Source organism: Arthrobacter sp. SPT-J7 (assembly GCF_059089965.1).
The window spans coordinates 1-21,561 of the sequence record NZ_JBNHFF010000032.1; the positions used below are offsets into that span (position 1 = coordinate 1).

Consider the following 21,561-nt stretch of genomic DNA (forward strand, 5'->3'; position numbering starts at 1 on the left):
GTGGTTTCGGTGCCGGTGAGCGTAAGCCGTTCGGCGACCGCGATCGTAAGCCTTTTGCGGACCGTGACAAGAAGCCGTTTGGTGATCGCCCGCGCCGCGATGGCGAGGGGGACCGCCGTGGTTTTGGTGCCGGTGAGCGTAAGCCGTTGGGTGACCGTCCGCGCCGTGACGGGGAGGGGGACCGCCGTGGTTTTGGTGCCGGTGAGCGTAAGCCGTTGGGTGACCGCCCGCGCCGCGAGGGCGAGGGGGACCGTCGGGGGTTTGCAGGAGGAGAGAACCGGAAGCCCTTTGGCGATCGGAGCGACCGCCCTAACCGTGGTGACCGCCAGGACCGGGGGCCCCGCAGCTTTGACCGTGATGCTAACCGTGGTGACCGCCAGGACCGGGGGCCCCGCAGCTTTGACCGCGATTCCAACCGCGACGCTGAGCCACGCACCTTCGGCCGGGACCGCCAGGAAGAGCGTCCGGTGCGCATCCCGAATACGCGTGACCTCCGCAGCGCGAACCGTCCGGACCGGGAACGGTCCCCTCAGATCGACGAGGATGTCACCGGTAAGGAGCTGGACCGCGCCACACAGCACCAGATCAAGACGCTTGAGGCGAACAGCGCCGAGTGGGTGGCCCGCCACCTGGTGATGGCGGGCCGTTTGATCGATGACGAGCCGGAACTGGCCTTCCAGCACGCCCTGGCCGCCAGCCGGCGGGGCGGTAGGCTCGCAGCTGTCCGGGAAGCGGTGGGGCTCACAGCCTATGCCGCGGGCCACTATGGCGAAGCGCTCCGGGAATTCCGCACGTACCGCCGGATCAGCGGCTCCAACGTGCATCTGCCGGTAATGGCAGACTGCGAGCGTGGCCTCGGCCGTCCCGACCGCGCCCTCGATGTGGTGCGGTCCGAGGAAGCCCAGGACCTGGACGCTCCGGGCAAAGCCGAACTCGCCATCGTGGCAGCCGGTGCTCGTACCGACCTCGGCCAGCTCGATGCTGCTGTGGCAGAACTGGAGATCCCGCAGCTGGACATCAACCGCGCGTTCTCCTACAGCCCGCGCCTCTTCCGTGCCTACGCCGACGCACTCGCCGCCGTGGGCCGCACAGCTGAGTCGGAGAAATGGCAAAAGCAGGCCGTTGTGGCGGAAAACGCGCTGGGCCTGGGTGTTGACGAAGAACCCGACATCATCGACTTGGGCTGGGACGAGGAAGAGGAAGCCCGCGAAGAGAAAGAACGCCGCCGCCTCCTGGAGCGGGCCTCGACCGCTTCGGGTTCGGCTGCTGCCGCTGAAGCTTCTTCAGCAACGGACGCAGCCGGAACATCCACCGCAGCCAGCACAACCATCGCTGCAAGCGAGGAATCGCCCGCTGGTTCCGTCGAAGCTGTCGACACCAGCATCGACGACCAGGAGCCGGACTATTTTGTCTCCGACGACGCTGAGTCCGACGAGGACTCGGTGGAGACCGACGAACTGGACCACAACAGAGAGGACCTGCCGGACAGCACAACTCCGGAGGACCACCAGGATGGCCGGGAAGACTAGAACGCATGACTGAAGCCCCCCTGATTTCCCTGTTTGATGCACTGCTCGCGGACCTGGATGGTGTGGTCTATGCGGGCCCGCACGCCATCCCCGGTGCAGTGGAATCCCTGCAAAAGCTGGAAGGCCTTGGCGTGGGCTTGGGCTACGTGACAAACAATGCGTCGCGCACCCCGGCCGACGTCGCAGCCCACCTCCGTGAGCTCGGCGCGCCCGCAGCTGACAACCAGGTGGTTAGCTCCTCCCAGGCCGCTGCGGAGCTGCTCGCCTCAGAGCTGCCCCTGGGCTCGAAGGTGTTGATCACCGGAAGCCCGGCGCTTGCCCAGGAGATCGAACTGGTGGGCCTGGTGCCGGTCTACGGCCAGGACGAGGACCCGGTGGCAGTGGTGCAAGGCTTCAACCCCGCCATCGGCTGGAAGGAACTTGCCGAGGCAGCCTACGTGGTGTCGGCCGGGGCCGTCTGGGTAGCAACCAACACAGACATGTCCATCCCGCAAGCCCGTGGCATCGCGCCAGGCAACGGCACCCTCGTTGCCGCGGTCACCGCAGCCACTGGCCAGACGCCCCGTGTCGCAGGAAAGCCGGAAGCGCCGTTGTTCCATTCGGCCGCCAAGCGCCTCGCCGCAGAGCGCCCCCTTGTGGTGGGTGACCGGCTGGACACCGACATCCTGGGCGGCAACAACGCAGGCTTCGCCACGGTGGCGGTACTGACCGGGGTCGACACCCGGGAATCCATCCTGGCCGCCCGGGCCGCCGAACGGCCCGACTATGTCATCAGCTCCCTTCCGGACCTGTACCGCCCTTACCCGCCCGTCACGCATGCCGACGGGACCTACACATGTGGTGAGGCGACGGCGCGGGTGGCCAATGGTGCCGTGGGTATCATTGGCAGCCAGGACAATCTGGACTCCTGGCGGGCAGCCTGTGCAGCTTGGTGGGCGGCCAACCCCGATGCGGCCAGTGCGCAGGTGCCGCAGCTGGTCTGGCTGGATCACTAGACTGATCCAATGACTCAGCTGAGCCACCCTGACGAATCCGCAGCAGCCCAGCCCTCCCCGGACTGGCCGCGGACAAGCCACGACGAGGTGTCAGATCACCTGGTCCAACAGTCCCTGGCCCGTCTCGACGCTGTGCCCGGGACGCCGGTGGCCGGGCACGAAGCGGCCTACAGTGAAATCCACGACGAACTGCGCGCTGCCTTGGACGCTGATCCGGCGGAACAAACCCGTGCCCCCAGTAGCCCGCCGGAGAGCGGCGCCTGATGCCGGTGCGCCTTGACCGGGCATTGGTTGCCCGCGGCCTCGCCAGATCCCGCACCCATGCCGCCGCGCTCATAGCTGAAGGAAAAGTAAGTTCCGCCGGGCAGGTCCTGAGCAAGGCATCAGTCCAGGTCCCGGAGGACAGGGACCTGGTGGTTCAGCATGATGAGCAGGACGCCTATGTGAGCCGGGCGGGCCACAAACTGGCCGGTGCCCTGGATGCCTTTCCCGATGTTCTGCTGGCAGGAAAAAGGTGCCTTGACGCCGGCGCCTCCACCGGCGGCTTCACTGATGTCCTGCTCCGGCGCGGCGCTGCGCATGTGGTGGCGGTCGACGTCGGGCACGGCCAGTTGGTGCCCCAGCTGCGTGAGGATCCCCGCGTGGAAATCCATGAGGGGCTCAACGTGCGGTACATGTCGCCCGAGGACATCGGCGGCCCCGCAGCGCTCACCGTGGCCGACCTTTCCTTCATCTCCCTGACCCTCGTGGTTCGGCCCCTGGCCCTATGCACTGAGCCGGGTGGTGACCTGGTGCTGATGGTGAAGCCGCAATTCGAAATCGGAAAGGACCGGCTGGGGCGGACCGGTGTGGTGAGTTCCGAGCGGGAGCGCCGGATGGCGGTGGAAAAAGTGGCCGGGGCAGCCTTCGAGGCCGGCCTGGACCTCCGCGGCCTTGCGCAGAGCCCGCTTCCCGGCCAGGACGGAAACGTCGAATACTTCCTGTGGATAAAGCGCAGGATCAGTCAAGAGTTGCCTAAGATCGAAGAGCGAGACGCAGCCACTGCTGCCTTGCTCGGTCGTATCTGGCACAACCACTAGAAGGCGGAACCTGATGAGCAGGCGTGTACTGGTCCTCGCCCACACCGGCCGTGAGGAATCACTGAAGGCCGCCTGGGAGGCCTGCGCCCAGCTGCATGCCTCCGGCATTGTCCCGGTGATGCAGGAGTCCGAGCTGGACGACATGGAACGGTTTTACGGGCACCTGTCCCAGCCGGTGGAAGTGCTCCACGACCACGTCCAGCTCCCTGACGTTGAACTGGTGATGGTTCTTGGCGGTGACGGCACCATCCTGCGTGCAGCGGAGCTGGTCCGTGAAGTGGACGTGCCGCTGCTGGGCGTGAACCTGGGCCACGTGGGCTTCCTTGCTGAAAGCGAGCGGGCGGACCTGGCCCAGACCGTTGAATGGATTGCCAGCCGGGACTACACAGTGGAAGAACGCATGACCATCGATGTCCAGGTGTGGGTCCGGGGACAGAAGATCTGGCATACCTGGGCACTGAACGAGGCTGCGATCGAGAAGGCCAACCGGGAGCGCATGCTGGAAGTGGTCACCGAAGTGGACGAGCGTCCGCTCACGACGTTCGGCTGTGACGGTATCGTGCTCGCCACCCCCACGGGTTCCACGGCCTACGCGTTCTCCGCAGGGGGTCCGGTGGTATGGCCGGAGGTGGAGGCCCTGGTCATTGTTCCCATCAGCGCCCATGCGCTGTTCGCCAAGCCGCTGGTGGTATCGCCGCGCTCACGCCTTGCCGTCGAAGTCCTGGGCAGGACAGATGCCCAGGGCGTGCTGTGGTGTGATGGCCGGCGTTCGGTGGACCTGCCGCCGGGTGCCCGGGTGGAGGTGACGAAGTCAGCCACGCCCGTACGGCTGGCGCGGACCCACCAGACACCGTTCTCAGCCCGGCTGGTGCGGAAGTTCGAACTGCCCATCCACGGCTGGCGGGGGCCCGTCCCCAAAGCCGACGCCATCCACACCGGCCCCATTCCCATCGTCCGGACACCGCGGCCTATGCCGCCGCTTCAGCTGCCGCACAGCGGGCAGCCGGACATCGATCCCGATCCCTCAAACGCAAAGTGAACCATGCTTGAAGAACTGAGAATCCGCGATCTGGGCGTCATTACCGACGCAACGCTGCCGCTGGGCCCCGGGCTAAGCGTGGTGACCGGTGAGACCGGCGCCGGCAAAACCATGGTGGTCACCGCCGTCGGCCTCCTCCTGGGCGCCCGTTCGGATGCCGGTGCCGTCAGGAGCGGCGCCAAGAGCGCAACTGCCGAGGCAGTGCTGAAGCTCGACGCCGGGCACCCGGCCATCGCGCGAGCACTGGAGGCAGGCGCCGAGGCGGAAGAGTTCGACGGCGGCGCTGAGCTTATAGTTGCCCGCCGGCTGGGTGCTGACGGCCGCAGCCGTGCGTTCCTGGGCGGGCGGGCCGCCCCCGTCGGCGTCCTCGCCGAAATCGGCGAAACGCTGGTTGTGGTCCACGGCCAGTCGGACCAGATCCGGCTCAAGGGTGCCGTTGCCCAGCGCGGCGCGCTGGACAAGTTTGCCGGCGAAACGCTGGCCGGGCCCCTCGCCGATTACCAGGGCCTGTATAGCCACTGGAAAGCCATCCAGTCCGAGCTGGACGCCCTCCGCAGTGCCGCCCGGGACCGGCTCCGCGAGGCCGAATCCCTGGAAGCAGCACTGGCCGAGATCGACGACGTGGACCCGCAACCCGGCGAGGACGAACTCCTCAAGGCGGAAGCAGTGAAGCTGGCCAATGTTGAGGAACTGCGGATCGCGGCAAGCACTGCCCACCAGGCCCTGATCGCCGAGGACTTCGGCGAAGCAGGTGACGCCACCACCATGGTGGACGCCGCGAAGCGGACCCTTGAGCACGTGGCCGAGCACGACGCCGAACTCGGTTCCGCAGCAGCGCGCCTTGCCGAGGTGGGCTTCCTGCTGAACGATATCGCCACCGAACTGGCCAGCTACCAGGCCGGGCTGGACAGCGAAGGGCCGGAACGGCTGGCGGAGATCGAGGACCGGCGCGCCGTCCTGGCCAAGCTGATCCGGAAATATGCACCGTCCATCGACGAAGTGCTCCAGTGGGCTGACAACGCCCGGGTGCGCTTTGACGAACTGCAGGACGATTCAACCCGTATCGAAACACTGGACGCGGAAGTTGTGAGGGCCGGGGCCGACCTGCGCAAGCAGGCCGCTGCAATCACCAAGATCAGGACCAAAGCCGCCAAGGAGCTCTCCTCGCGGGTGAGCGCCGAACTGAAGGCCCTGGCCATGGCAGACGCCACCCTGGTGATCAACCTCGAGCCCACCGGCCAGCTGGGACCGCACGGCGCGGACGAGATCAGCTTCCTGCTGCAGCCCCACTCTGGGGCTCCTGCGCGGCCCCTCGGCAAGGGGGCGTCCGGTGGTGAACTCTCCAGGGTCATGCTGGCCATCGAAGTGGTGCTGGCCGCCGTGGACCCCGTCCCCACGTTCGTCTTCGACGAGGTGGACGCTGGAGTGGGCGGACGCGCTGCGGTCGAAATCGGGCGCAGGCTGGCCATGCTGGCACGGCACGTGCAGGTGCTTGTGGTCACTCACCTGCCGCAGGTTGCAGCGTTCGCGGACCAGCACATCACTGTCACCAAAACCTCGGTCAGGGGAGCCGACGGCAAAACGGCCACCGGGTTCACCTCAAGTGATGTCCGCCTCCTTGACGGCACCGAACGGGTCCGCGAACTGGCCCGGATGCTGGCGGGCCAGGAGGACTCGGAGTCGGCGCAGGCACACGCCCAGGAACTGCTGGACGACGCGAAACTGCTGCCGCAGCGGGCCTGACCGCGCCCCTCTCGGCTGTAACGCAGCGGGACCACGCTTGCTTACCGGATGCCCGGACGCGCAGACTGGATCATTTGGGGAAGCAGTTTCCCGACCCGTGGAAGGCTCATTTGATGATAGGCTCGAATTCCGTGGTGCAGCGATCAAATTCCCGTATAAATTCCCGGTTCCCGGGCTCGTCCAAGACGACCAAACACATCTTCGTAACCGGTGGTGTGGCGTCCTCGCTCGGTAAGGGACTGACGGCATCAAGCCTCGGTCATCTCCTGCGGGCACGCGGCCTGTCTGTAACTATGCAGAAGCTCGATCCCTACCTGAACGTGGATCCGGGCACGATGAACCCCTTCCAGCACGGTGAAGTCTTTGTCACAGACGACGGCGCTGAAACGGATTTGGACATCGGACACTACGAGCGCTTCCTCGACGAAAACCTCGAGGGCTCGGCCAACGTGACCACGGGCCAGGTGTACTCCACCGTTATCGCCAAGGAACGCCGCGGCGAATACCTCGGCGACACCGTGCAGGTCATCCCGCACATCACCGATGAGATCAAGCGCCGCATGCGGCTGCCCGCCGAAGGCAAGAATGCTCCGGACGTCATCATCACCGAAATCGGCGGCACGGTAGGCGACATCGAATCCCAGCCGTTCCTCGAATCGGCCCGGCAGGTCCGGCAGGACATCGGCCGCACCAACGTCTTCTTCCTGCACGTCTCACTGGTCCCGTACATCGGTCCGTCCCAGGAACTAAAGACCAAGCCCACCCAGCACTCCGTTGCCGCCCTGCGCTCCATCGGCATCCAGCCGGAAGCGATCGTCATCCGCTCTGACCGCGAAGTGCCGGACGCCATGCGCGAAAAGATCGGCCGGATGTGCGACGTCGACATCGACGCCGTGGTCAACGCCGCCGATGCGCCCAGCATCTACGACATCCCCAAGACCTTGCACTCGCAGGGGCTGGACTCCTACATTGTGCGCGCCCTGGACCTTCCGTTCAAGGACGTGGACTGGACCAGCTGGGACAAGCTGCTTGAAGCCGTCCACAACCCCAAGCACCACGTGGAAATCGCCTTGGTCGGCAAGTACATCGACCTTCCGGACGCCTACCTGTCCGTCACCGAGGCCCTTCGCGCCGGCGGTTTCGCCAACGATACCAAGGTCAAGATCCGTTGGGTCCCCTCGGACGAGTGCGAAACCCGGGAAGGTGCCATCAAGGCACTGGACGGCGTCAACGCCATCTGCGTCCCAGGCGGCTTCGGCATCCGCGGCCTCGAGGGCAAGCTCGGTGCGCTGAAATTCGCCCGCGAAACCAAGCTTCCCGTCCTGGGACTTTGCCTGGGCCTGCAGTGCATGGTCATCGAATATGCCCGCAACGTGGTAGGACTGGAAGGCGCGTCCTCCAGCGAGTTTGAGCCGGATTCGAAGTACCCGGTCATCGCCACCATGGAAGAGCAGCTCGACATTGTTGAGGGCAAGGGCGACCTTGGCGGCACCATGCGCTTGGGCCTGTACGAGGCCAAGCTCGACGCCGGTTCGGTCATCGCCGGTACTTACGGCAAGACCACCGTCAGCGAGCGGCACCGCCACCGCTACGAGGTGAACAACAAGTACCGCGAGCAGATCGCCGCCGAAGGCCTGGTCTTTTCCGGCACGTCCCCGGACGGCAAGCTGGTGGAGTTCGTTGAGCTGCCCGCCGAGGTCCACCCCTATTACGTGGCAACGCAGGCGCACCCCGAGCTGAGCTCGCGGCCAACGCGCCCGCACCCGCTGTTCGCCGGGCTCGTGAAGGCAGCCCTGGACCACCAGGAGGGCTCCGACACGGCCGCAGGCCTGGGTGCTGTTGCCCCCGAAGCCGAGCAGTCCGGTACGGTAGCCGCTAAGTAGTTCCGCACGACAAAAAGGACGGCGCGATGCCCGGTACACCTGAAGCCACCCCTGCACTAAAGGTTTCGGATGCACCGAGCCCGCGCCGTCTTTTGTCTACGGAGAAGGTCTACGAAGGCCGCATCTGGGACGTGGTCAGCGACAGCTTCCAGCTGCAGGACACGGGTGAGGCGCTCACCCGTGACTACATCGAACATCCGGGTGCCGTGGCCGTCCTGCCCATGAACGACGACGGCGAGATCCTCCTTCTCAAGCAGTACCGGCACCCCGTGGGCATGGACCTGTGGGAGATTCCCGCCGGACTGCTTGATATCGAAGGCGAGGACTTCGTGGTGGGGGCAGCGCGCGAACTCGCCGAGGAAGCGGATCTTGCGGCGGGCACCTGGAACGTCCTGGCCGACTTTTTCAACTCGCCCGGTTCCTCCAGCGAGGCCATCAGGATCTACCTTGCCCGGGACCTCACCGACGTGCCGCACCATGAACGCCATGAGCGGACGGACGAGGAAGCCGAGATCGAGTTCCACTGGATCAAGCTTGACGACGCCGTGGAGTCGGTGCTCGCCGGCAGACTCCACAACCCGTCCGCCGTCGTCGGGATCCTTGCTGCCGCCGCCGCCCGTGCTGAGGGATATGCCAATCTCCGCCCCGCGGACGCGCCCTGGCCCGCGCACCCCAGCCAGCGCTGATGGTCCCTGGTCCCTCTGCTGGAGCGGCTCCCGCTGAAGTGGCTCCCGCTGGACCGGCTGTCCCCGGAGAGGCTCGTGACGCCCCGCCGCCAGGTTCCCCGCCAACAGCCGTTGACCGCGGCATCACCGACTACCTCCAGCACCTAGGCGTGGAACGCGGTGTTGCGGCCAACACGCTGGCGGCCTACCGCAGGGACCTTGCCCGCTACTCCCGCTACTTGGCAGCAGCCGGGTGCAGCCGCCCCCAGGACATCACCCGCCACCACGTGACCGGTTACGTCCGTGCGTTGACGGACGGGTCCGACGGCGGATCGGCCCTTGGGGTGCGGTCCGCTGCCAGGACTGTGGTCGCCGTCAGGGGGCTGCACAAGTTCTGGGCTCTGGAAGGGTTCACGCCAACCGACCCCGCCAGCGATGTCCATCCACCCATGCCCGGGAAGCGGCTGCCGAAGGCCATCAGTGTGGACGAAGTAACCAGGATCCTGGAGGCGGCCGGCACCGACACCGCAACGGGACTGCGTGACCGCGCCCTGTTGGAGTTCCTGTACTCCACCGGTGCGCGGATCAGCGAGGCCGTGGGCTTGGATGTGGACGATATTTCCCTGCAGGAGGCGGAAACCGGGCCGGCCATCGTACGGCTCTTTGGCAAGGGCTCCAAGGAAAGGCTCGTGCCGCTGGGCTCCTACGGAGCCAGGGCACTCGACGCCTACCTGGTCCGCGGGCGGCCCCTGCTGGCGGCCAAGGGAAAAGGCACCCCGGCGTTGTTCCTGAATGCCCGGGGAGGGCGCATCAGCCGCCAGAGTGCTTGGACCATCCTGAAGGCCGCAGCCGAGAAAGCGAACATCACCAAGGACGTCTCGCCGCACACCCTGCGGCACTCCTTCGCCACCCACCTGCTCGAGGGCGGTGCAGACGTCCGCGTGGTCCAGGAGCTGCTGGGGCATGCCTCGGTGACCACTACCCAGGTCTATACCTTGGTCACGGCGGACACCCTGCGCGAGATCTACGCGGCGGCACACCCCCGGGCCCTCGGCTGAGCGTGGCTGAAACTGCCTGTCTTAAAATAGCTAGGGCAGCGCCTCGATGGTCAGTTCCACCGGACCCAGCAGGAAAGCCAGCGCCGAGGTGCCCATCCCCGCGAGCAACATCAGTCCCGGATGCGCCAGGCCGATCACTACCCGGTGCAGGCGCGGGCGGCCGCGGAGGAATGATTTCGGCACCCGCGAGAGTGTGGGGATCTGCCGCCAGCCGCGAAGCCTCCTCAGGAACCAGGCACACCGGGCAACGAACGCCAGCCATAGGACGGCCACCACAACCGGGAACAGGGCTGCCATCAGGTGGAAACCCAAAGCTGTCACCTCGCGTTCAGACTCACCCGCCACGGCTTGGATGGTGGTGGAGATGGACGCACTCAGCACCACCGATATGGCCCACACCATGAATGCCGCAACAAGCGCCAGGAAACGGACGAAGAACAGGCCCAAAACCGATTCCCGGACGGGCTTCACTTGCTGCCGGGGAGTCACGTGCAGCACGGCCAGGGTGCTGAGCACGGTGGGCAGGGCAGCCGCGGCCACCAGCAGATACCACGTCCAGCCTGCCAGGTCCACGAATTCATCCACAACAATCAGCGCCGTCCAAAAACAGGCCCAGGCCCAGCCCCAGTACAAAGGGTTGCGCACCAGCCACTCCGGCAGGCGGGCGTCAATGGTCGAGATACGGGCCGGCCGTATCCCGTGTGCAGTTTCGGGAGCCACACGTAGAGCTTGGCATATCCAGCGCCCCGTGGCGCTTCCTCGCCGACAACCCGCCAACCCCATAGGCTTGGGCGCATGACTGCAGCAAGGGTGACTCTCTGCTTCCTGCTCCGTGACGGGGACTCCGGCCCGGAGGTGCTGCTGGGCCTCAAACGGACAGGATTCGGCGCAGGAAAGATTGTGGGTATCGGAGGACATGTCGAACCGGGGGAGAGCGAGGCTGAAGCCGTGGTCCGCGAAGTCAGGGAAGAAACCGGCTTGACAGTTCGGCAGGAAGACCTGGCGGACGCCGGAGTCGTGCAGTTCGTGTTCCCCGCCAAGCCAGCTTGGGACATGCACACCCGCATCTTCACCGCCCGGCGGTGGGTGGGGGAGCCGGAGGAAAGCGACGAGATCATGCCGGAGTGGTTCCGGACCGGTACTCTGCCGGTGGACCGAATGTGGCAGGATGCCGACCACTGGCTTCCAGTGGTGCTCGAAGGTGGCAGGGTCAACGTGGTGGTCACGCTGAACAGCGACAACGAAACCGTCGCGTCGTCCGAGAGCCTCCTGCCCTAGCCGTTAGGGACCGACGGCGGGATGTCCACCCGCGTGGCCGTCCCGCCGCCGTCGTATAGTCCGTCGGTCAGCCTACGGAACGTGCCGTTCCTTGGGACCGACGTATTCGCTCAACGGCCGGATCAGGGAGTTTGAATCCAACTGCTCCATGATGTGGGCCGTCCACCCGGTGATGCGGCTGGCAACGAACAGGGGAGTGAACGTGGCGGTGTCGAACCCCATCAGGTGGTAGGTGGGGCCGGCGGGGTAGTCAAGGTTGGGTTTGATGCCCTTGGCTTCGTCCATGGCTGTCTCGAGCCCCTGGTAGAGGCCAAGAAGTTCCGGCCGGCCGTAGTGCGCAATCATCTTGTCCAGGGCGGCCTTCATGGTAGGCACGCGTGAGTCGCCGTGCTTGTACACGCGGTGCCCGAAGCCCATAACCTTCTTCTTTTGGGCCAGGGCATTCTCCATCCACGTCTTGGCACGGGCCGCCGCTTCCTCCAGGGACTCCTGCGGGCGGATTCCGATTTCGTCGAAGGTGTGCATCACGGCCTCGTTGGCACCGCCGTGCAGCGGTCCCTTCAAAGCACCGATGGCCCCCGTGACCGCGGAGTGCAGGTCGGCGAGCGTGGACGTGATCACCCTGGCCGTGAAGGTTGAGGCGTTGAACGAGTGCTCGGCGTAGAGGATCATGGAGACGTTGAAAGCCTCCACCACCTCCGGCACCTGCTCCTCGCCGAAGGTCATCCACAGGAAGTTGGCCGAATAGCCCAGGTCGTCACGCGGCTCAATGACATCCTGCCCGTGGCGGCGGCGCTGGTCGTAGGCCACCACTGCCGGCATGGCCGAGAACAAGTCGATGGCTTTGGCCATGTTGGCTTCGCGGGAGGAGTCTTCCGCCAGCGGGTGCCGGGCGCCCATCACGGAGGCAGCGGTCCGGCAAACATCCATGGGATGGGAGCTCTCCGGCAGTGCATCGATGACCTGTTTGACCACCGGGTCCAGGCCGCGGCCGGCCCGTTCCCGTGCCGTGAACTCCGCCAGCTCCTGTTCCGTGGGAAGTTCACCGTTCCAGAGCAGGTAGGCCACTTCCTCGAAGCTGCATCTCGCGGCAAGTTCCTGAACCGGGTAGCCCCTGTACAACAGGGAATTGGTATCCGGGTTGACCTTCGAGACGGACGTGTAATCCACGACGACGCCGGCAAGACCCTTTTTGATGTCCTCTTCAGCCATGCTGAAACTCCTTCGTTCCTGTCGCCTGTTGTGCCGGCCGGAGCCGGCGCGGTTTTCCCTACTCCCCGGGGACCCGGAAATTGAACACTCCGCTGTCGAAGCGGTTGTAGCCTTCGTAGTCAACAAGATCGTATAAGCGTGCGCGGGTAAGCATGCTGCCCACCTGGGCCTCCTGCGTGCCCTCAGCCTTGATCGCTTCCAGCGTACGCTCGGCAGCGCCCATGGCACTACGGAGAAGGGTGACTGGATAGATCACCATGTTCACCCCGACGCCTTGGAGCTGGTCCACGGTGAACAGTTCGCTCTTCCCGAACTCGGTCATGTTGGCCAGGATGGGCACGTCCACGGCGTCGCGGATGGCCTTAAACTCGTCCAGCGTTGCCATGGCCTCGGGGAAGATGGCGTCCGCTCCTGCTTCCACAAGCGCCCGGGCCCGGTCCTGCGCGGCTGCCAGCCCGTCCACGGCCCGGATGTCGGTTCGGGCCATAATGAGGAAATCGGGGTCGCGGCGGGCGTCGGCGGCGGCACGAATGCGCTTGGTCGCCGTCTCCAGGTCCACTACGCTTTTGCCGTCGAGGTGGCCGCAGCGTTTAGGGTTGAACTGGTCCTCGATGTGCAGTCCGGACAGGCCGGCGTTCTCGATCTCCTGAACCGTGCGGGCCACATTCATTGGTTCGCCGAAGCCGGTATCGGCGTCCACGATCGCAGGCAGGTCCGTCATCCGGGAGATCTGCCCGGCCCGGGTGGCGACCTCCGTGAGGGTGGTCAGCCCGATGTCCGGCAGGCCGAGGTCGTTGGCCAGGACAGCACCGGAAATGTAGACACCGGCGAACCCCTTTTCCTCGATCAGCCGGGCCGAAAGCGGGTTGAACGCTCCCGGGAACTGCGCGATGGTCCCCGACGCCAAAAGCTCCCGGAACCGGATCCGCTTCTGCTCCGGTGTGACCTTGGAATACAGCATCAGAAAAGTCCCTTCGGAGCGGCGGTCAGGTCGATGACGCCCGGAGCCGCCGTGATGTTCAGCTGGTCCAGTTCGCCTGCGGCCAGTTGGGGGAGGCGTTCGACGGCGGCCAGGAACCTTTCGATCTCAGCCTCTTCCACGAGACCGGCGGCCAGGGTGCGGAACTTGTTGATGTACTGCTCGCGGCCGAAAGGCCGGGCGCCCAGCGGGTGGGCATCGGCCACGGCAATCTCGTCCCTGATCACGGTGCCATCAGCGAGGGTGATCTCCACGGAACCGCCGAAAGCCTTCTCTGCTATGTCCAGCGAATGGTAGCGCCGCGTCCACTCGGGATCTTCCTCCGTGCTGACCTTCTGCCACAGGTCTACAGTGTCCGGGCGGGCGGCGCGTTCCGGGGAGTAGGAGTCCACGTGGTGCCAGGCGCCGTCCTGCAGCGCAACCGTGAAGATGTAGGGGATGGAGTGGTCAAGGGTTTCCCGGGATGCGGTGGGGCTGTACTTCTGCGGATCGTTGGCGCCGGAGCCGATGACGTAGTGGGTGTGGTGGCTGGTCCTGATCAGCACGGATTTCACGTTGGCCGGGTCCGCGGTTTCAGGGTGCTTCCGGTTCAGCTTTCGGGCGAGGTCAATCCATGCCTGGGCCTGGTATTCGGCGGAGTGTTCCTTCGTGTAGGTGTCCAGGATGGAGCGCTTGGCTTCCCCGGCTTCCGGCAGTGGAACCAGGTAGGAGGCATCCGGGCCATCGAGCAGCCAGGCGATGACGCCGTCCTCACCTTCATAGATGGGCACGGGAGAGGTCTGTCCGCGCATGGCACGGTCCACCGCTTCTACCCCCATCTTGCCCGCGAACGCCGGCGCGTGCGCCTTCCAGGTGGAGATTTCGCCCTTGCGGGACTGCCTGGTTGCGGTGGTGGTGTGCAGCGCCTGCCCCACGGACTGGAAGATGGTCTCGACGTCGAGCCCCAGCAGGGTGCCGATACCGGCCGCTGCCGACGGGCCGAGATGGGCCACGTGGTCGATCTTGTGCTTGTGCAGGCAGATCGCCTTCACCAGGTTCACTTGGATCTCATATCCGGTGGTGATGGCCCGCACCAGGTCACGGCCGTTCGAGCCCATGTGCTGGGCAACGGCCAGGATCGGCGGGATGTTGTCGCCCGGGTGGGAGTAGTCGGCCGCCAGGAACGTATCGTGGTAGTCCAGTTCCCGGACAGCCACGCCGTTGGCCCACGCCGCCCACTCCGGGGAGGCCCGGTCCTCGATGCCGAAGACTTTCGCGCCCTTTCCGCCGGTGCTGGGGCCGTGCGCCAGTGCCTGCGCCCGGGCGGCCATGATGGGGGCCCGGTTCAATGACGCGATGGCCACGGAGGCGTTGTCGATGATCCGGTTAATCACCATCTCCGTAACGTCGTCCGTCACGTCAACCGGATCCGCGGCCACCCTGGCGATTTTGTGCGCAAGCTGGTCCTCGCGGGGCAGGTTTTCTTCGCTCTTGTAGACGCGGACGTGGTGTTCCTTGACCATGGTGCTCCTTCAGCGGGATGGATGGGCGGCTTTGATGTGGTACAGGCTACGGTGCAGGTGGAGGGTGGTGGCTGCCTGTGCCAGGCGCGGGTTGCCAGTGGCGATGGCCTCGGCGATGGCCGCATGTTCGGCTGCTGCGGCTGTGAGTCGTGCTGCGTCGTCCGCGGCGAGGCGGCGGATACGGACCAGGTGCACCCGGAGGCTGCGCATGGCCTGGGCCAGGTAGGAATTGGAGATCGCGGCATCAACGGCGGAGTCGAGCCGGTCCACCAGCAGGTAATAGTCCTGCAGTGCCGGTGCCGGGCCGGTAATGAGTGACGGCGCTGCCAGGAACTCTGCTTCCAGGTTCCGAAACGTTTCCCGATCGCCCCGCTCCGCGGCCAGGGCGGCAGCCTTTCCTTCCAGCGTCTCCCGGAGCTCAAACAGTTCGTCGATATCCGCCAGTGAGATGCCGGTGACGACGACGCCGCGGCCGCCTGCCGCCGTCGTCAGTCCTTCTGCTGTTAGCCTGCCCAATGCTTCCCGGAGGGGGGTGCGGGAGATCCCCAACCGTTCTGCCTGTTCCACCTCGGCAAGCAGGGCGCCCGGCTGGAGCCGCCACTCGACGATGTCGTCGCGGAGTGCGGCATAGGCCCGATCGCTGGCTCGCACTGGCTGTCCTTTCGTTGGCATTGAGGACAGTGTATACACTGCATGGCCATGTCGGCAGCAACCCGTGCTGATTATCGCAAAACGCCCGCTCCCTGTATACAAAGAACGGGCGCAGGGAGACGTGGGCAGGCTCAAACGCTGGACTGGCGGGTCAGCGGCCGCCCCACCGGTATTCGTTTTCCGGCCGCCCCGGGGTGCCATAACGGGCGGTCCTGGACACCGTTCCGGCGTCGGCCAGATACTCCAGGTAGCGGCGCGCCGTGACCCGGGACATGCCCAGCGCATCCATCACCTCGGTGGCGGACACGGCGCCCTTTTGCAGCTTCATGAACTCCTGGACGGATGCCAGAGTGGAAACTGAAAGCCCCTTGGGCAAGGGCAGCTCGGACGGTGCACGAAGGCTGGCGAACGCCTGGTCCACGTCGGTTTGGGAGGCCCCAGCCTTGCCGGACCCGCCCTGCGGGCCCGCGAGTTGCTGGCGGAACTGCTGATAGCTTGCCAGCTTGTCCGCGAAGGTCGCATAGGTGAACGGCTTGATCAGGTACTGGACAACGCCGATGGCAACTGCGCTGCGCACAATGGCCAGTTCACGGACGGCAGTAATGGCGATGATGTCCGCCAGTATTCCCGCCGCCCTCATCCGCCGCGCAATGTCCAGGCCGTGAAGGTCGGGCAGGTTCATATCCAGCAGGACAAGTTCCACCGGGGTTCCCGCAGCAGCAAACTCGGTCAGTAGCCGCAGGGCAGACTGGCCGTCCGGGGCGGTGCCGGCCAGTTCGAAGCCCGGCAGCCGCCCCACATACGCTGCATGCGCTGCGGCCGCGATGGCTTCGTCCTCGACGACGAGGACCCGGATGTTGCTCACTGTTGGTGCTCCTTCTGTGCCGGCACCGCTGCGGGGAGGAACACTTCGAACTTGGCGCCGCGCCGTCCGTTGATGGTCAGGGTACCTCCCAGCCGCTGCACCGCCTGCCGCACCAGGGCGAGCCCGATGCCCCGGCCACCGGGGCCCGCCGCCTTGGTGCTGAATCCGTGCCGCAAAATGTTCTCCGCGTCAGCCGGATCTATGCCGGGACCGGAATCGTGCACGGCGATGTCCAGTCCTTCTTCGTCCGACTCCACCGTCAGCTCCACCCGCCTCGGAGGCGGACCGTCGGCGGCAGCATCCATGGCGTTGTCAAGCAGGTTACCAAGGATGGTTACGAGGTCCTGCACGGCAATTCCCGCTACGGTCGCTGAACCGAGCGCCGCCACATCCAGCTGGACTCCGCGCTCATGGGCTTCGGCCACCTTGCCCATCACCAGGGCACCTAGAACGGGTTCGTCCACCGAGCTGACCATGTCATCCGTCAGCTGCTGGCTGAGTTCCAGGTCCTTCGTCGCGAACGCCAGGGCCTCCTGTGTGCGGCCCAGCTCCAGCAGCGACACCATGGTGTGCAGCCGGTTGGCGTGCTCGTGCGTCTGCGCCCGCAGTGCATCCGAGAGCGTCCGCATCGTTTCCAGCTCGTTGCCCAGGGCCTCGATTTCTGTCCGGTCCCGAAGCGTCGCCACCGTACCGTACACAGGGGTTTTGCCCCGGCCGCCGGTGGGCTGGGGCCCCTTGGCGGGGCCCTGGTTGACCACCAGGATCCGGGAGCCGGTGAGTAGGATCTCGTCCTTGGCGCTGCGCCCGGACTCGAACAGGCTCCGCAGCCCCTCATCCAGTGGCAGGTCGGCGAGCGACGGCGGCCGGGTGGGGTCCTTGCTGCCGGGACCGTCAAGGCCCAGCAGTTCGGCCGCCTGGTCGTTGTACATCACCACGCGGCCTTTTGTATCGATAAGGATCAGTCCTTCCCGCACGGAATGCAGCACCGATTCGTAGTACGCGAACAACTGGGCCAGCTGTTCCGGCCCCCAGCCGCGGGTAACACGGCGGAGGTACCGGCCCAGCAGCCACGAGGCCAGCGAACCTCCCACCAGCAGGGCAAGGCCAATGGCCAGGAGGGCGGGGAGACGCCCGGCGAAGGCCACATCCACGGTCCGCACGGTGACGCCGACAGCCACCATGGCGTTGACTGCGCCGCCGCCGTCCTTAACCGGAACAATGGTCCGCACCGAAGGCCCGAGGGTTCCGGCCGTTACCTCGGTGAAGGCCTCACCACGAAGGGCGGCGTCAATGGAACCGATATAGGGCCGGCCCAGCTCCTCGTCCCGGGGATGCGTCCACCGCGTCCGGTCCGGCGCCATGATGGTGATGAAGTCCACGTCCGTTGCCGCCATGACGTCCTTGGCATAGGGCTGAAGGATGGCTGAAGGGTCCGGGGCGGCGGCGGCTTCCAGCACCAGCGGGCTGGCGGCAACGGACGCCGCGATTCCTGCCATCCGCCGGCCCGCTTCCTCATAGGTGCGGTCGCGGGCGTCCACATAGGTAGCAGATCCAACAATGGCGATGAACGCCACCACAATCAGAAGGTTTGCCACGAAGAGCCGTCGGGCGATACTCCAGCGGTGGATCATCTGTACCTCCCAGGCACGTTCGGCGACACATAGGGCTCCGCGACCAATATGAACGCAACGGTGAGCTGGGTCACCACCTGCCCAATGATGGATATCACACCGGAGGACGCGTTCAGCCCAGAGATTGTGCCGCAGCGTCTATCAGATTATCCAAAGGAGACACATCATGGCTTCTCAACGAGGAGAGTCGCTTGACACCGTGAAGTCGCGGCGCAAGGGCATCGACAAATCGCATTACCTCTACATCGCCGTCATCGCCGCCGTTATCCTCGGCGCGGTAGTGGGCCTGATGTTCCCGGAGGTGGGTAAATCCCTCAAGCCGCTGGGCGACGGGTTCATCAAGCTCATCAAGATGATGATCGCCCCGGTCATCTTCTGCACCATCGTCCTGGGCATTGGTTCCATCGCAAAGGCCGCCACGGTAGGCAAGGTAGGTGGGCTGGCTCTTGGCTACTTCGTCCTGATGTCCACTTTCGCGCTCGCCATCGGCCTGGTGGTCGGCAACCTGATCCACCCGGGCGAGGGCCTGAAGCTGGCACCGTACGACCCCACCAAGAAGGCGGCGACGGACAGCACGGTCGAGTTCCTGCTCAACATCATCCCTGGCGATATTCCGGTCCTGCCGACGTTGTTTGCTGCTATTCTCGTTGGCTTCGCGCTGCAGAAGATGGGCCCGCAGGGCGCCCCGATCCTTAAGGCCATCGGCCACGGCCAGGTCCTGGTGTTCCGCATCCTCATCATGATCATGTGGCTTGCGCCGGTGGGTGCCTTCGGTGCCATCGCCGCCGTCGTTGGAGCCACCGGCTTCCAGGCCATTGTCAGCATGTTCACCCTGATGGCCGCCTTCTACATCACCTGCGCCCTGTTCATCGTCATCATCCTGGGCGGCCTGCTGAAGGTTGTGTCCGGCGTCAACATCTTCAAGCTGATGAAGTACCTGGCCCGCGAATACCTGCTGATTTTCTCCACGTCCTCCTCCGAGGCAGCGCTGCCCCGCCTGATCGCAAAGATGGAACACCTCGGCGTCTCCAAGCCCGTTGTGGGCGTCACGGTACCCACCGGCTACTCCTTCAACCTGGACGGCACCGCGATCTACCTGACCATGGCGTCCCTGTTCGTCGCCAACGCCATGGGAACCCCGCTGGATCTCGGCGCTCAGATCTCCCTGCTGGTCTTTATGATCATCGCTTCCAAGGGCGCAGCAGGTGTCACCGGCGCCGGCCTGGCCACCCTGGCCGCAGGCCTGCAGGCCCACAAGCCTGAACTGCTGGGCGGCGTGGGCATGATTGTCGGCATCGACCGGTTCATGTCCGAGGCCCGCGCCCTGACCAACTTCACCGGCAACGCCGTGGCCACCATCCTGATCGGCACCTGGGTCAAGGAGATCGACGGCGGCCAGGTGGACCAGGTCCTCTCCGGCGAACTGCCCTTCGACGAGCAGACGATGATTGCCGGACATGCTGAGCCTGCAGTGATTGAAACCGAGGCACGCCCGGTGCCGGCGAACGCCTAGGCCCCGGCACTCGCCAACCACCGCGACTGCCCCCGCAGCCCCTCGCTGCGGGGGCAGTTTCGTGCCCGGGAAAAGGCAACCTTCGACCTCAGCTAGAGGGTAAAGGCTCAACATCCGCGGAAAGTCAAGTTGCCTCGAATACCGTATCGGGCGCTGTAACCTTGGGAAGAAGAAGGAGCGTTGCTGGGCAGCCAGCGGCAGGAAATCACCGTCATCGAAAGTGTGGATAGATACGTGAGCAGCGAACAGGGTTCGGCAACTCTGGAGGGCACGCAATTCGACCTGGAAGACGCGGTGATGGGACCCACGGGGCGCCCATACCGCGAGTTCCCGGAACCTGCGCCCTTGGCATCCCACGGTCCGGCCCGCGTGATCGCCATGGTGAACCAAAAAGGCGGCGTCGGAAAAACCACATCCACTATCAACCTGGCAGCAGCGCTGGCTGAATACGGCCGGCGTGTGCTTCTGGTCGACTTCGATCCCCAGGGCGCACTGTCTGCCGGCCTGGGCGTGAACCCGCATGAACTCGACCTCACCGTGTACAACGTGCTGATGGACCGCAAGGTGGACATCCGGGATGCAATCCACCAGACCGGCGTCGATAACGTGGACCTCCTGCCGGCAAACATCGACCTCTCGGCTGCTGAAGTCCAGTTGGTCAACGAGGTGGCACGCGAGCAGGTCCTGGACCGCGCCCTCAAGAAAGTTGAAGACAATTACGACGTCGTTCTCATCGACTGCCAGCCGTCGTTGGGCCTGCTGACCGTCAACGCACTCACCGCGGCGCACGGTGTCATCATCCCGCTGATCTGCGAGTTCTTTGCCCTCCGTGCCGTGGCCCTGCTGGTGGAGACCATCGACAAGGTCCAGGACAGGCTCAACCCCCGCCTGCAGGTGGACGGCGTGCTGGCCACCATGTACGACGCCCGGACGCTGCACAGCCGCGAGGTTATTACCCGCCTGGTGGAGGCCTTCGGCGACAAGGTCTTCGAGACCGTTATCAAGCGCTCCATCAAGTTCGCTGACGCCACCGTTGCCGCGGAGCCGATCACCAGTTACGCCGGCAACCACGTGGGCGCCGATGCCTACCGCAGGCTGGCCAAGGAACTGATCTCGCGCGGCGGCGCACCCTAGCCACGCTGTGGCCGAATCCAAGCCCGGCTTCGAGGTGCGGCTGGCCAACTTCACGGGTCCTTTCGATGTCCTGCTTGGACTGATCGCCAAGCACCAGCTGGACATTACCGAGGTAGCCATCGCCACGGTGACCGACGAATTCATCAAGTACATCCGGAACCTGCAGAAGCTGGGCGAGGAGTGGGCGCTGGATGAGGCCAGCGAATTCCTGGTGATTGCCGCAACGCTGCTCGATCTTAAGGCCGCACGGCTCCTTCCTGCGGGGGAGGTCGAGAACGATGAAGACATCGCGCTGCTTGAGGCCAGGGACCTGCTCTTCGCGCGGCTGCTCCAGTACAAAGCCTTCAAGCACGTGGCTGGACTCCTTGGCGAGGCCCTCCATCAGGAGGCCATGCGGTTTCCCCGGCAGGTCGCCCTCGAGGAACACTTCGCGGCCATGCTTCCCGAGCTGGTCTGGAAACACACTCCGGAACAGTTCGCCCGCCTGGCCGAAGCGGCACTGCAGCCCAAGGCTCCAAAGCAAACCGAAGTAGGCCTGGCACACCTGCACGGCGGCAATGTCAGCGTGAAGGAGCAGGCAGAAGCGATGGGCCTGCGGCTTCAGCTCGAATCCCCGCTGACCTTCCGGGCCTTGATTGCCGATGCCGGGTCCACCCTGGTGGTGGTTGCGCGGTTCCTTGCCCTGCTGGAGCTGTTCCGGGACAAGGCGGTTTCCTTCGATCAGCTGGCGCCTCTGGGAGACCTGGCCGTCCACTGGACTGCCGGGAACGGTGCATGGTCGGCGGAAAACCTGAGCGAAGAATTT

19 protein-coding genes and 1 pseudogene are annotated in these 21,561 nt (G+C 65.4%); 13 read left to right on the forward strand and 7 right to left on the reverse strand.

Going from position 1 to position 21,561, the window contains the following annotated elements; genetic code table 11:
• The 9 genes from AC5RWX_RS20140 to xerD all read left to right on the forward strand — a co-directional run.
• Positions 1-1,529 (forward strand): tetratricopeptide repeat protein (locus AC5RWX_RS20140; protein ID WP_494098089.1); only part of this gene is annotated, 1,529 nt, incomplete at its 5' end.
• Between the two features lie 5 nt (positions 1,530-1,534).
• Positions 1,535-2,524, forward strand: coding sequence for an HAD-IIA family hydrolase (locus AC5RWX_RS20145; protein WP_494098090.1), 990 nt, complete (start codon positions 1,535-1,537; stop codon positions 2,522-2,524).
• A 9-nt stretch (positions 2,525-2,533) separates the two neighbouring features.
• Positions 2,534-2,788, forward strand: coding sequence for a hypothetical protein (locus AC5RWX_RS20150; RefSeq protein ID WP_494098091.1), 255 nt, complete (start codon positions 2,534-2,536; stop codon positions 2,786-2,788).
• The gene (locus tag AC5RWX_RS20155; RefSeq protein ID WP_494098092.1) at positions 2,788-3,603 is read left to right on the forward strand and encodes a TlyA family RNA methyltransferase; all 816 of its coding nucleotides are present in this window, start codon (positions 2,788-2,790) and stop codon (positions 3,601-3,603) included. Before AC5RWX_RS20150 ends, AC5RWX_RS20155 begins: the two co-directional genes overlap by 1 nt.
• A 13-nt stretch (positions 3,604-3,616) precedes the next feature.
• Entirely contained in the window at positions 3,617-4,642 is a 1,026-nt protein-coding gene (locus AC5RWX_RS20160) for an NAD kinase (protein WP_494098093.1), read from the forward strand.
• A gap of 3 nt (positions 4,643-4,645) precedes the next feature.
• Positions 4,646-6,385, forward strand: a complete 1,740-nt coding sequence (recN, locus tag AC5RWX_RS20165; RefSeq protein ID WP_494098094.1) for a DNA repair protein RecN — start codon at positions 4,646-4,648, stop codon at positions 6,383-6,385.
• Between the two features lie 113 nt (positions 6,386-6,498).
• Entirely contained in the window at positions 6,499-8,268 is a 1,770-nt protein-coding gene (gene pyrG / locus AC5RWX_RS20170) for a CTP synthase (RefSeq protein ID WP_494098095.1), read from the forward strand.
• Between the two features lie 26 nt (positions 8,269-8,294).
• The gene (locus AC5RWX_RS20175) at positions 8,295-8,954 is read left to right on the forward strand and encodes an NUDIX domain-containing protein (RefSeq protein WP_494098096.1); all 660 of its coding nucleotides are present in this window, start codon (positions 8,295-8,297) and stop codon (positions 8,952-8,954) included.
• Positions 8,954-9,991 (forward strand): site-specific tyrosine recombinase XerD, encoded by a 1,038-nt coding sequence (gene xerD / locus AC5RWX_RS20180; RefSeq protein WP_494098097.1) that lies wholly within the window; start codon positions 8,954-8,956, stop codon positions 9,989-9,991. The genes AC5RWX_RS20175 and xerD overlap by 1 nt, the downstream gene beginning before the upstream one ends.
• A 30-nt stretch (positions 9,992-10,021) precedes the next feature.
• Here the strand turns inward: xerD and AC5RWX_RS20185 are convergent, their stop codons facing one another.
• On the reverse strand, positions 10,022-10,711 hold the full coding sequence (locus tag AC5RWX_RS20185; protein WP_494098098.1) for a hypothetical protein: 690 nt from the start codon (positions 10,709-10,711) through the stop codon (positions 10,022-10,024).
• 75 nt (positions 10,712-10,786) lie between these two features.
• Here AC5RWX_RS20185 and AC5RWX_RS20190 point away from each other — a divergent pair, with 75 nt between their 5' ends.
• Positions 10,787-11,269 carry an 8-oxo-dGTP diphosphatase gene (locus AC5RWX_RS20190; protein WP_494098099.1) on the forward strand — a complete coding sequence of 161 codons (483 nt, stop codon included), beginning with the start codon at positions 10,787-10,789 and terminating at the stop codon, positions 11,267-11,269.
• Positions 11,270-11,341: 72 nt separating this feature from the next.
• Here AC5RWX_RS20190 and AC5RWX_RS20195 read toward each other — a convergent pair whose 3' ends face one another.
• From AC5RWX_RS20195 to AC5RWX_RS20220, 6 genes and pseudogenes are all read right to left on the reverse strand, one after another.
• On the reverse strand, positions 11,342-12,481 hold the full coding sequence (locus tag AC5RWX_RS20195) for a bifunctional 2-methylcitrate synthase/citrate synthase (RefSeq protein ID WP_494098100.1): 1,140 nt from the start codon (positions 12,479-12,481) through the stop codon (positions 11,342-11,344).
• A 58-nt stretch (positions 12,482-12,539) separates the two neighbouring features.
• Positions 12,540-13,442: a methylisocitrate lyase gene (gene prpB, locus AC5RWX_RS20200; RefSeq protein ID WP_494098101.1), complete on the reverse strand. Its 903-nt coding sequence runs from the start codon at positions 13,440-13,442 to the stop codon at positions 12,540-12,542.
• Positions 13,442-14,962, reverse strand: a complete 1,521-nt coding sequence (locus AC5RWX_RS20205; RefSeq protein WP_494098102.1) for an MmgE/PrpD family protein — start codon at positions 14,960-14,962, stop codon at positions 13,442-13,444. Before AC5RWX_RS20205 ends, prpB begins: the two co-directional genes overlap by 1 nt.
• Positions 14,958-15,613, reverse strand: a pseudogene (locus AC5RWX_RS20210) (GntR family transcriptional regulator); the annotation flags it as partial. The gene AC5RWX_RS20205 and the pseudogene AC5RWX_RS20210, both read right to left, overlap by 5 nt.
• Positions 15,614-15,764: 151 nt before the next feature.
• Entirely contained in the window at positions 15,765-16,478 is a 714-nt protein-coding gene (locus tag AC5RWX_RS20215) for a response regulator (protein ID WP_494098103.1), read from the reverse strand.
• Entirely contained in the window at positions 16,475-18,109 is a 1,635-nt protein-coding gene (locus tag AC5RWX_RS20220; RefSeq protein ID WP_494098104.1) for a sensor histidine kinase, read from the reverse strand. Before AC5RWX_RS20220 ends, AC5RWX_RS20215 begins: the two co-directional genes overlap by 4 nt.
• Before the next feature lie 166 nt (positions 18,110-18,275).
• Here AC5RWX_RS20220 and AC5RWX_RS20225 point away from each other — a divergent pair, with 166 nt between their 5' ends.
• The 3 genes from AC5RWX_RS20225 to AC5RWX_RS20235 all read left to right on the forward strand — a co-directional run.
• Entirely contained in the window at positions 18,276-19,622 is a 1,347-nt protein-coding gene (locus AC5RWX_RS20225; protein ID WP_494098105.1) for a cation:dicarboxylate symporter family transporter, read from the forward strand.
• 234 nt (positions 19,623-19,856) lie between these two features.
• Positions 19,857-20,756, forward strand: coding sequence for a ParA family protein (locus AC5RWX_RS20230; protein WP_494098106.1), 900 nt, complete (start codon positions 19,857-19,859; stop codon positions 20,754-20,756).
• Between the two features lie 7 nt (positions 20,757-20,763).
• Positions 20,764-21,561: segregation and condensation protein A (locus AC5RWX_RS20235; protein ID WP_494098107.1), on the forward strand; the 798-nt coding region annotated here is incomplete at its 3' end.

Coding starts and splice junctions, on each gene's coding strand:
- AC5RWX_RS20145 (WP_494098090.1), top strand. CDS start 1,535: ATGACTGAAGCCCCCCTGATTTCCCTGTTTGATGCACTGCTCGCGGAC.
- AC5RWX_RS20150 (WP_494098091.1), top strand. CDS start 2,534: ATGACTCAGCTGAGCCACCCTGACGAATCCGCAGCAGCCCAGCCCTCC.
- AC5RWX_RS20155 (WP_494098092.1), top strand. CDS start 2,788: ATGCCGGTGCGCCTTGACCGGGCATTGGTTGCCCGCGGCCTCGCCAGA.
- AC5RWX_RS20160 (WP_494098093.1), top strand. CDS start 3,617: ATGAGCAGGCGTGTACTGGTCCTCGCCCACACCGGCCGTGAGGAATCA.
- recN (WP_494098094.1), top strand. CDS start 4,646: ATGCTTGAAGAACTGAGAATCCGCGATCTGGGCGTCATTACCGACGCA.
- pyrG (WP_494098095.1), top strand. CDS start 6,499: ATGATAGGCTCGAATTCCGTGGTGCAGCGATCAAATTCCCGTATAAAT.
- AC5RWX_RS20175 (WP_494098096.1), top strand. CDS start 8,295: ATGCCCGGTACACCTGAAGCCACCCCTGCACTAAAGGTTTCGGATGCA.
- xerD (WP_494098097.1), top strand. CDS start 8,954: ATGGTCCCTGGTCCCTCTGCTGGAGCGGCTCCCGCTGAAGTGGCTCCC.
- AC5RWX_RS20190 (WP_494098099.1), top strand. CDS start 10,787: ATGACTGCAGCAAGGGTGACTCTCTGCTTCCTGCTCCGTGACGGGGAC.
- AC5RWX_RS20195 (WP_494098100.1), bottom strand. CDS start 12,481: ATGGCTGAAGAGGACATCAAAAAGGGTCTTGCCGGCGTCGTCGTGGAT.
- prpB (WP_494098101.1), bottom strand. CDS start 13,442: ATGCTGTATTCCAAGGTCACACCGGAGCAGAAGCGGATCCGGTTCCGG.
- AC5RWX_RS20205 (WP_494098102.1), bottom strand. CDS start 14,962: ATGGTCAAGGAACACCACGTCCGCGTCTACAAGAGCGAAGAAAACCTG.
- AC5RWX_RS20220 (WP_494098104.1), bottom strand. CDS start 18,109: ATGATCCACCGCTGGAGTATCGCCCGACGGCTCTTCGTGGCAAACCTT.
- AC5RWX_RS20225 (WP_494098105.1), top strand. CDS start 18,276: ATGGCTTCTCAACGAGGAGAGTCGCTTGACACCGTGAAGTCGCGGCGC.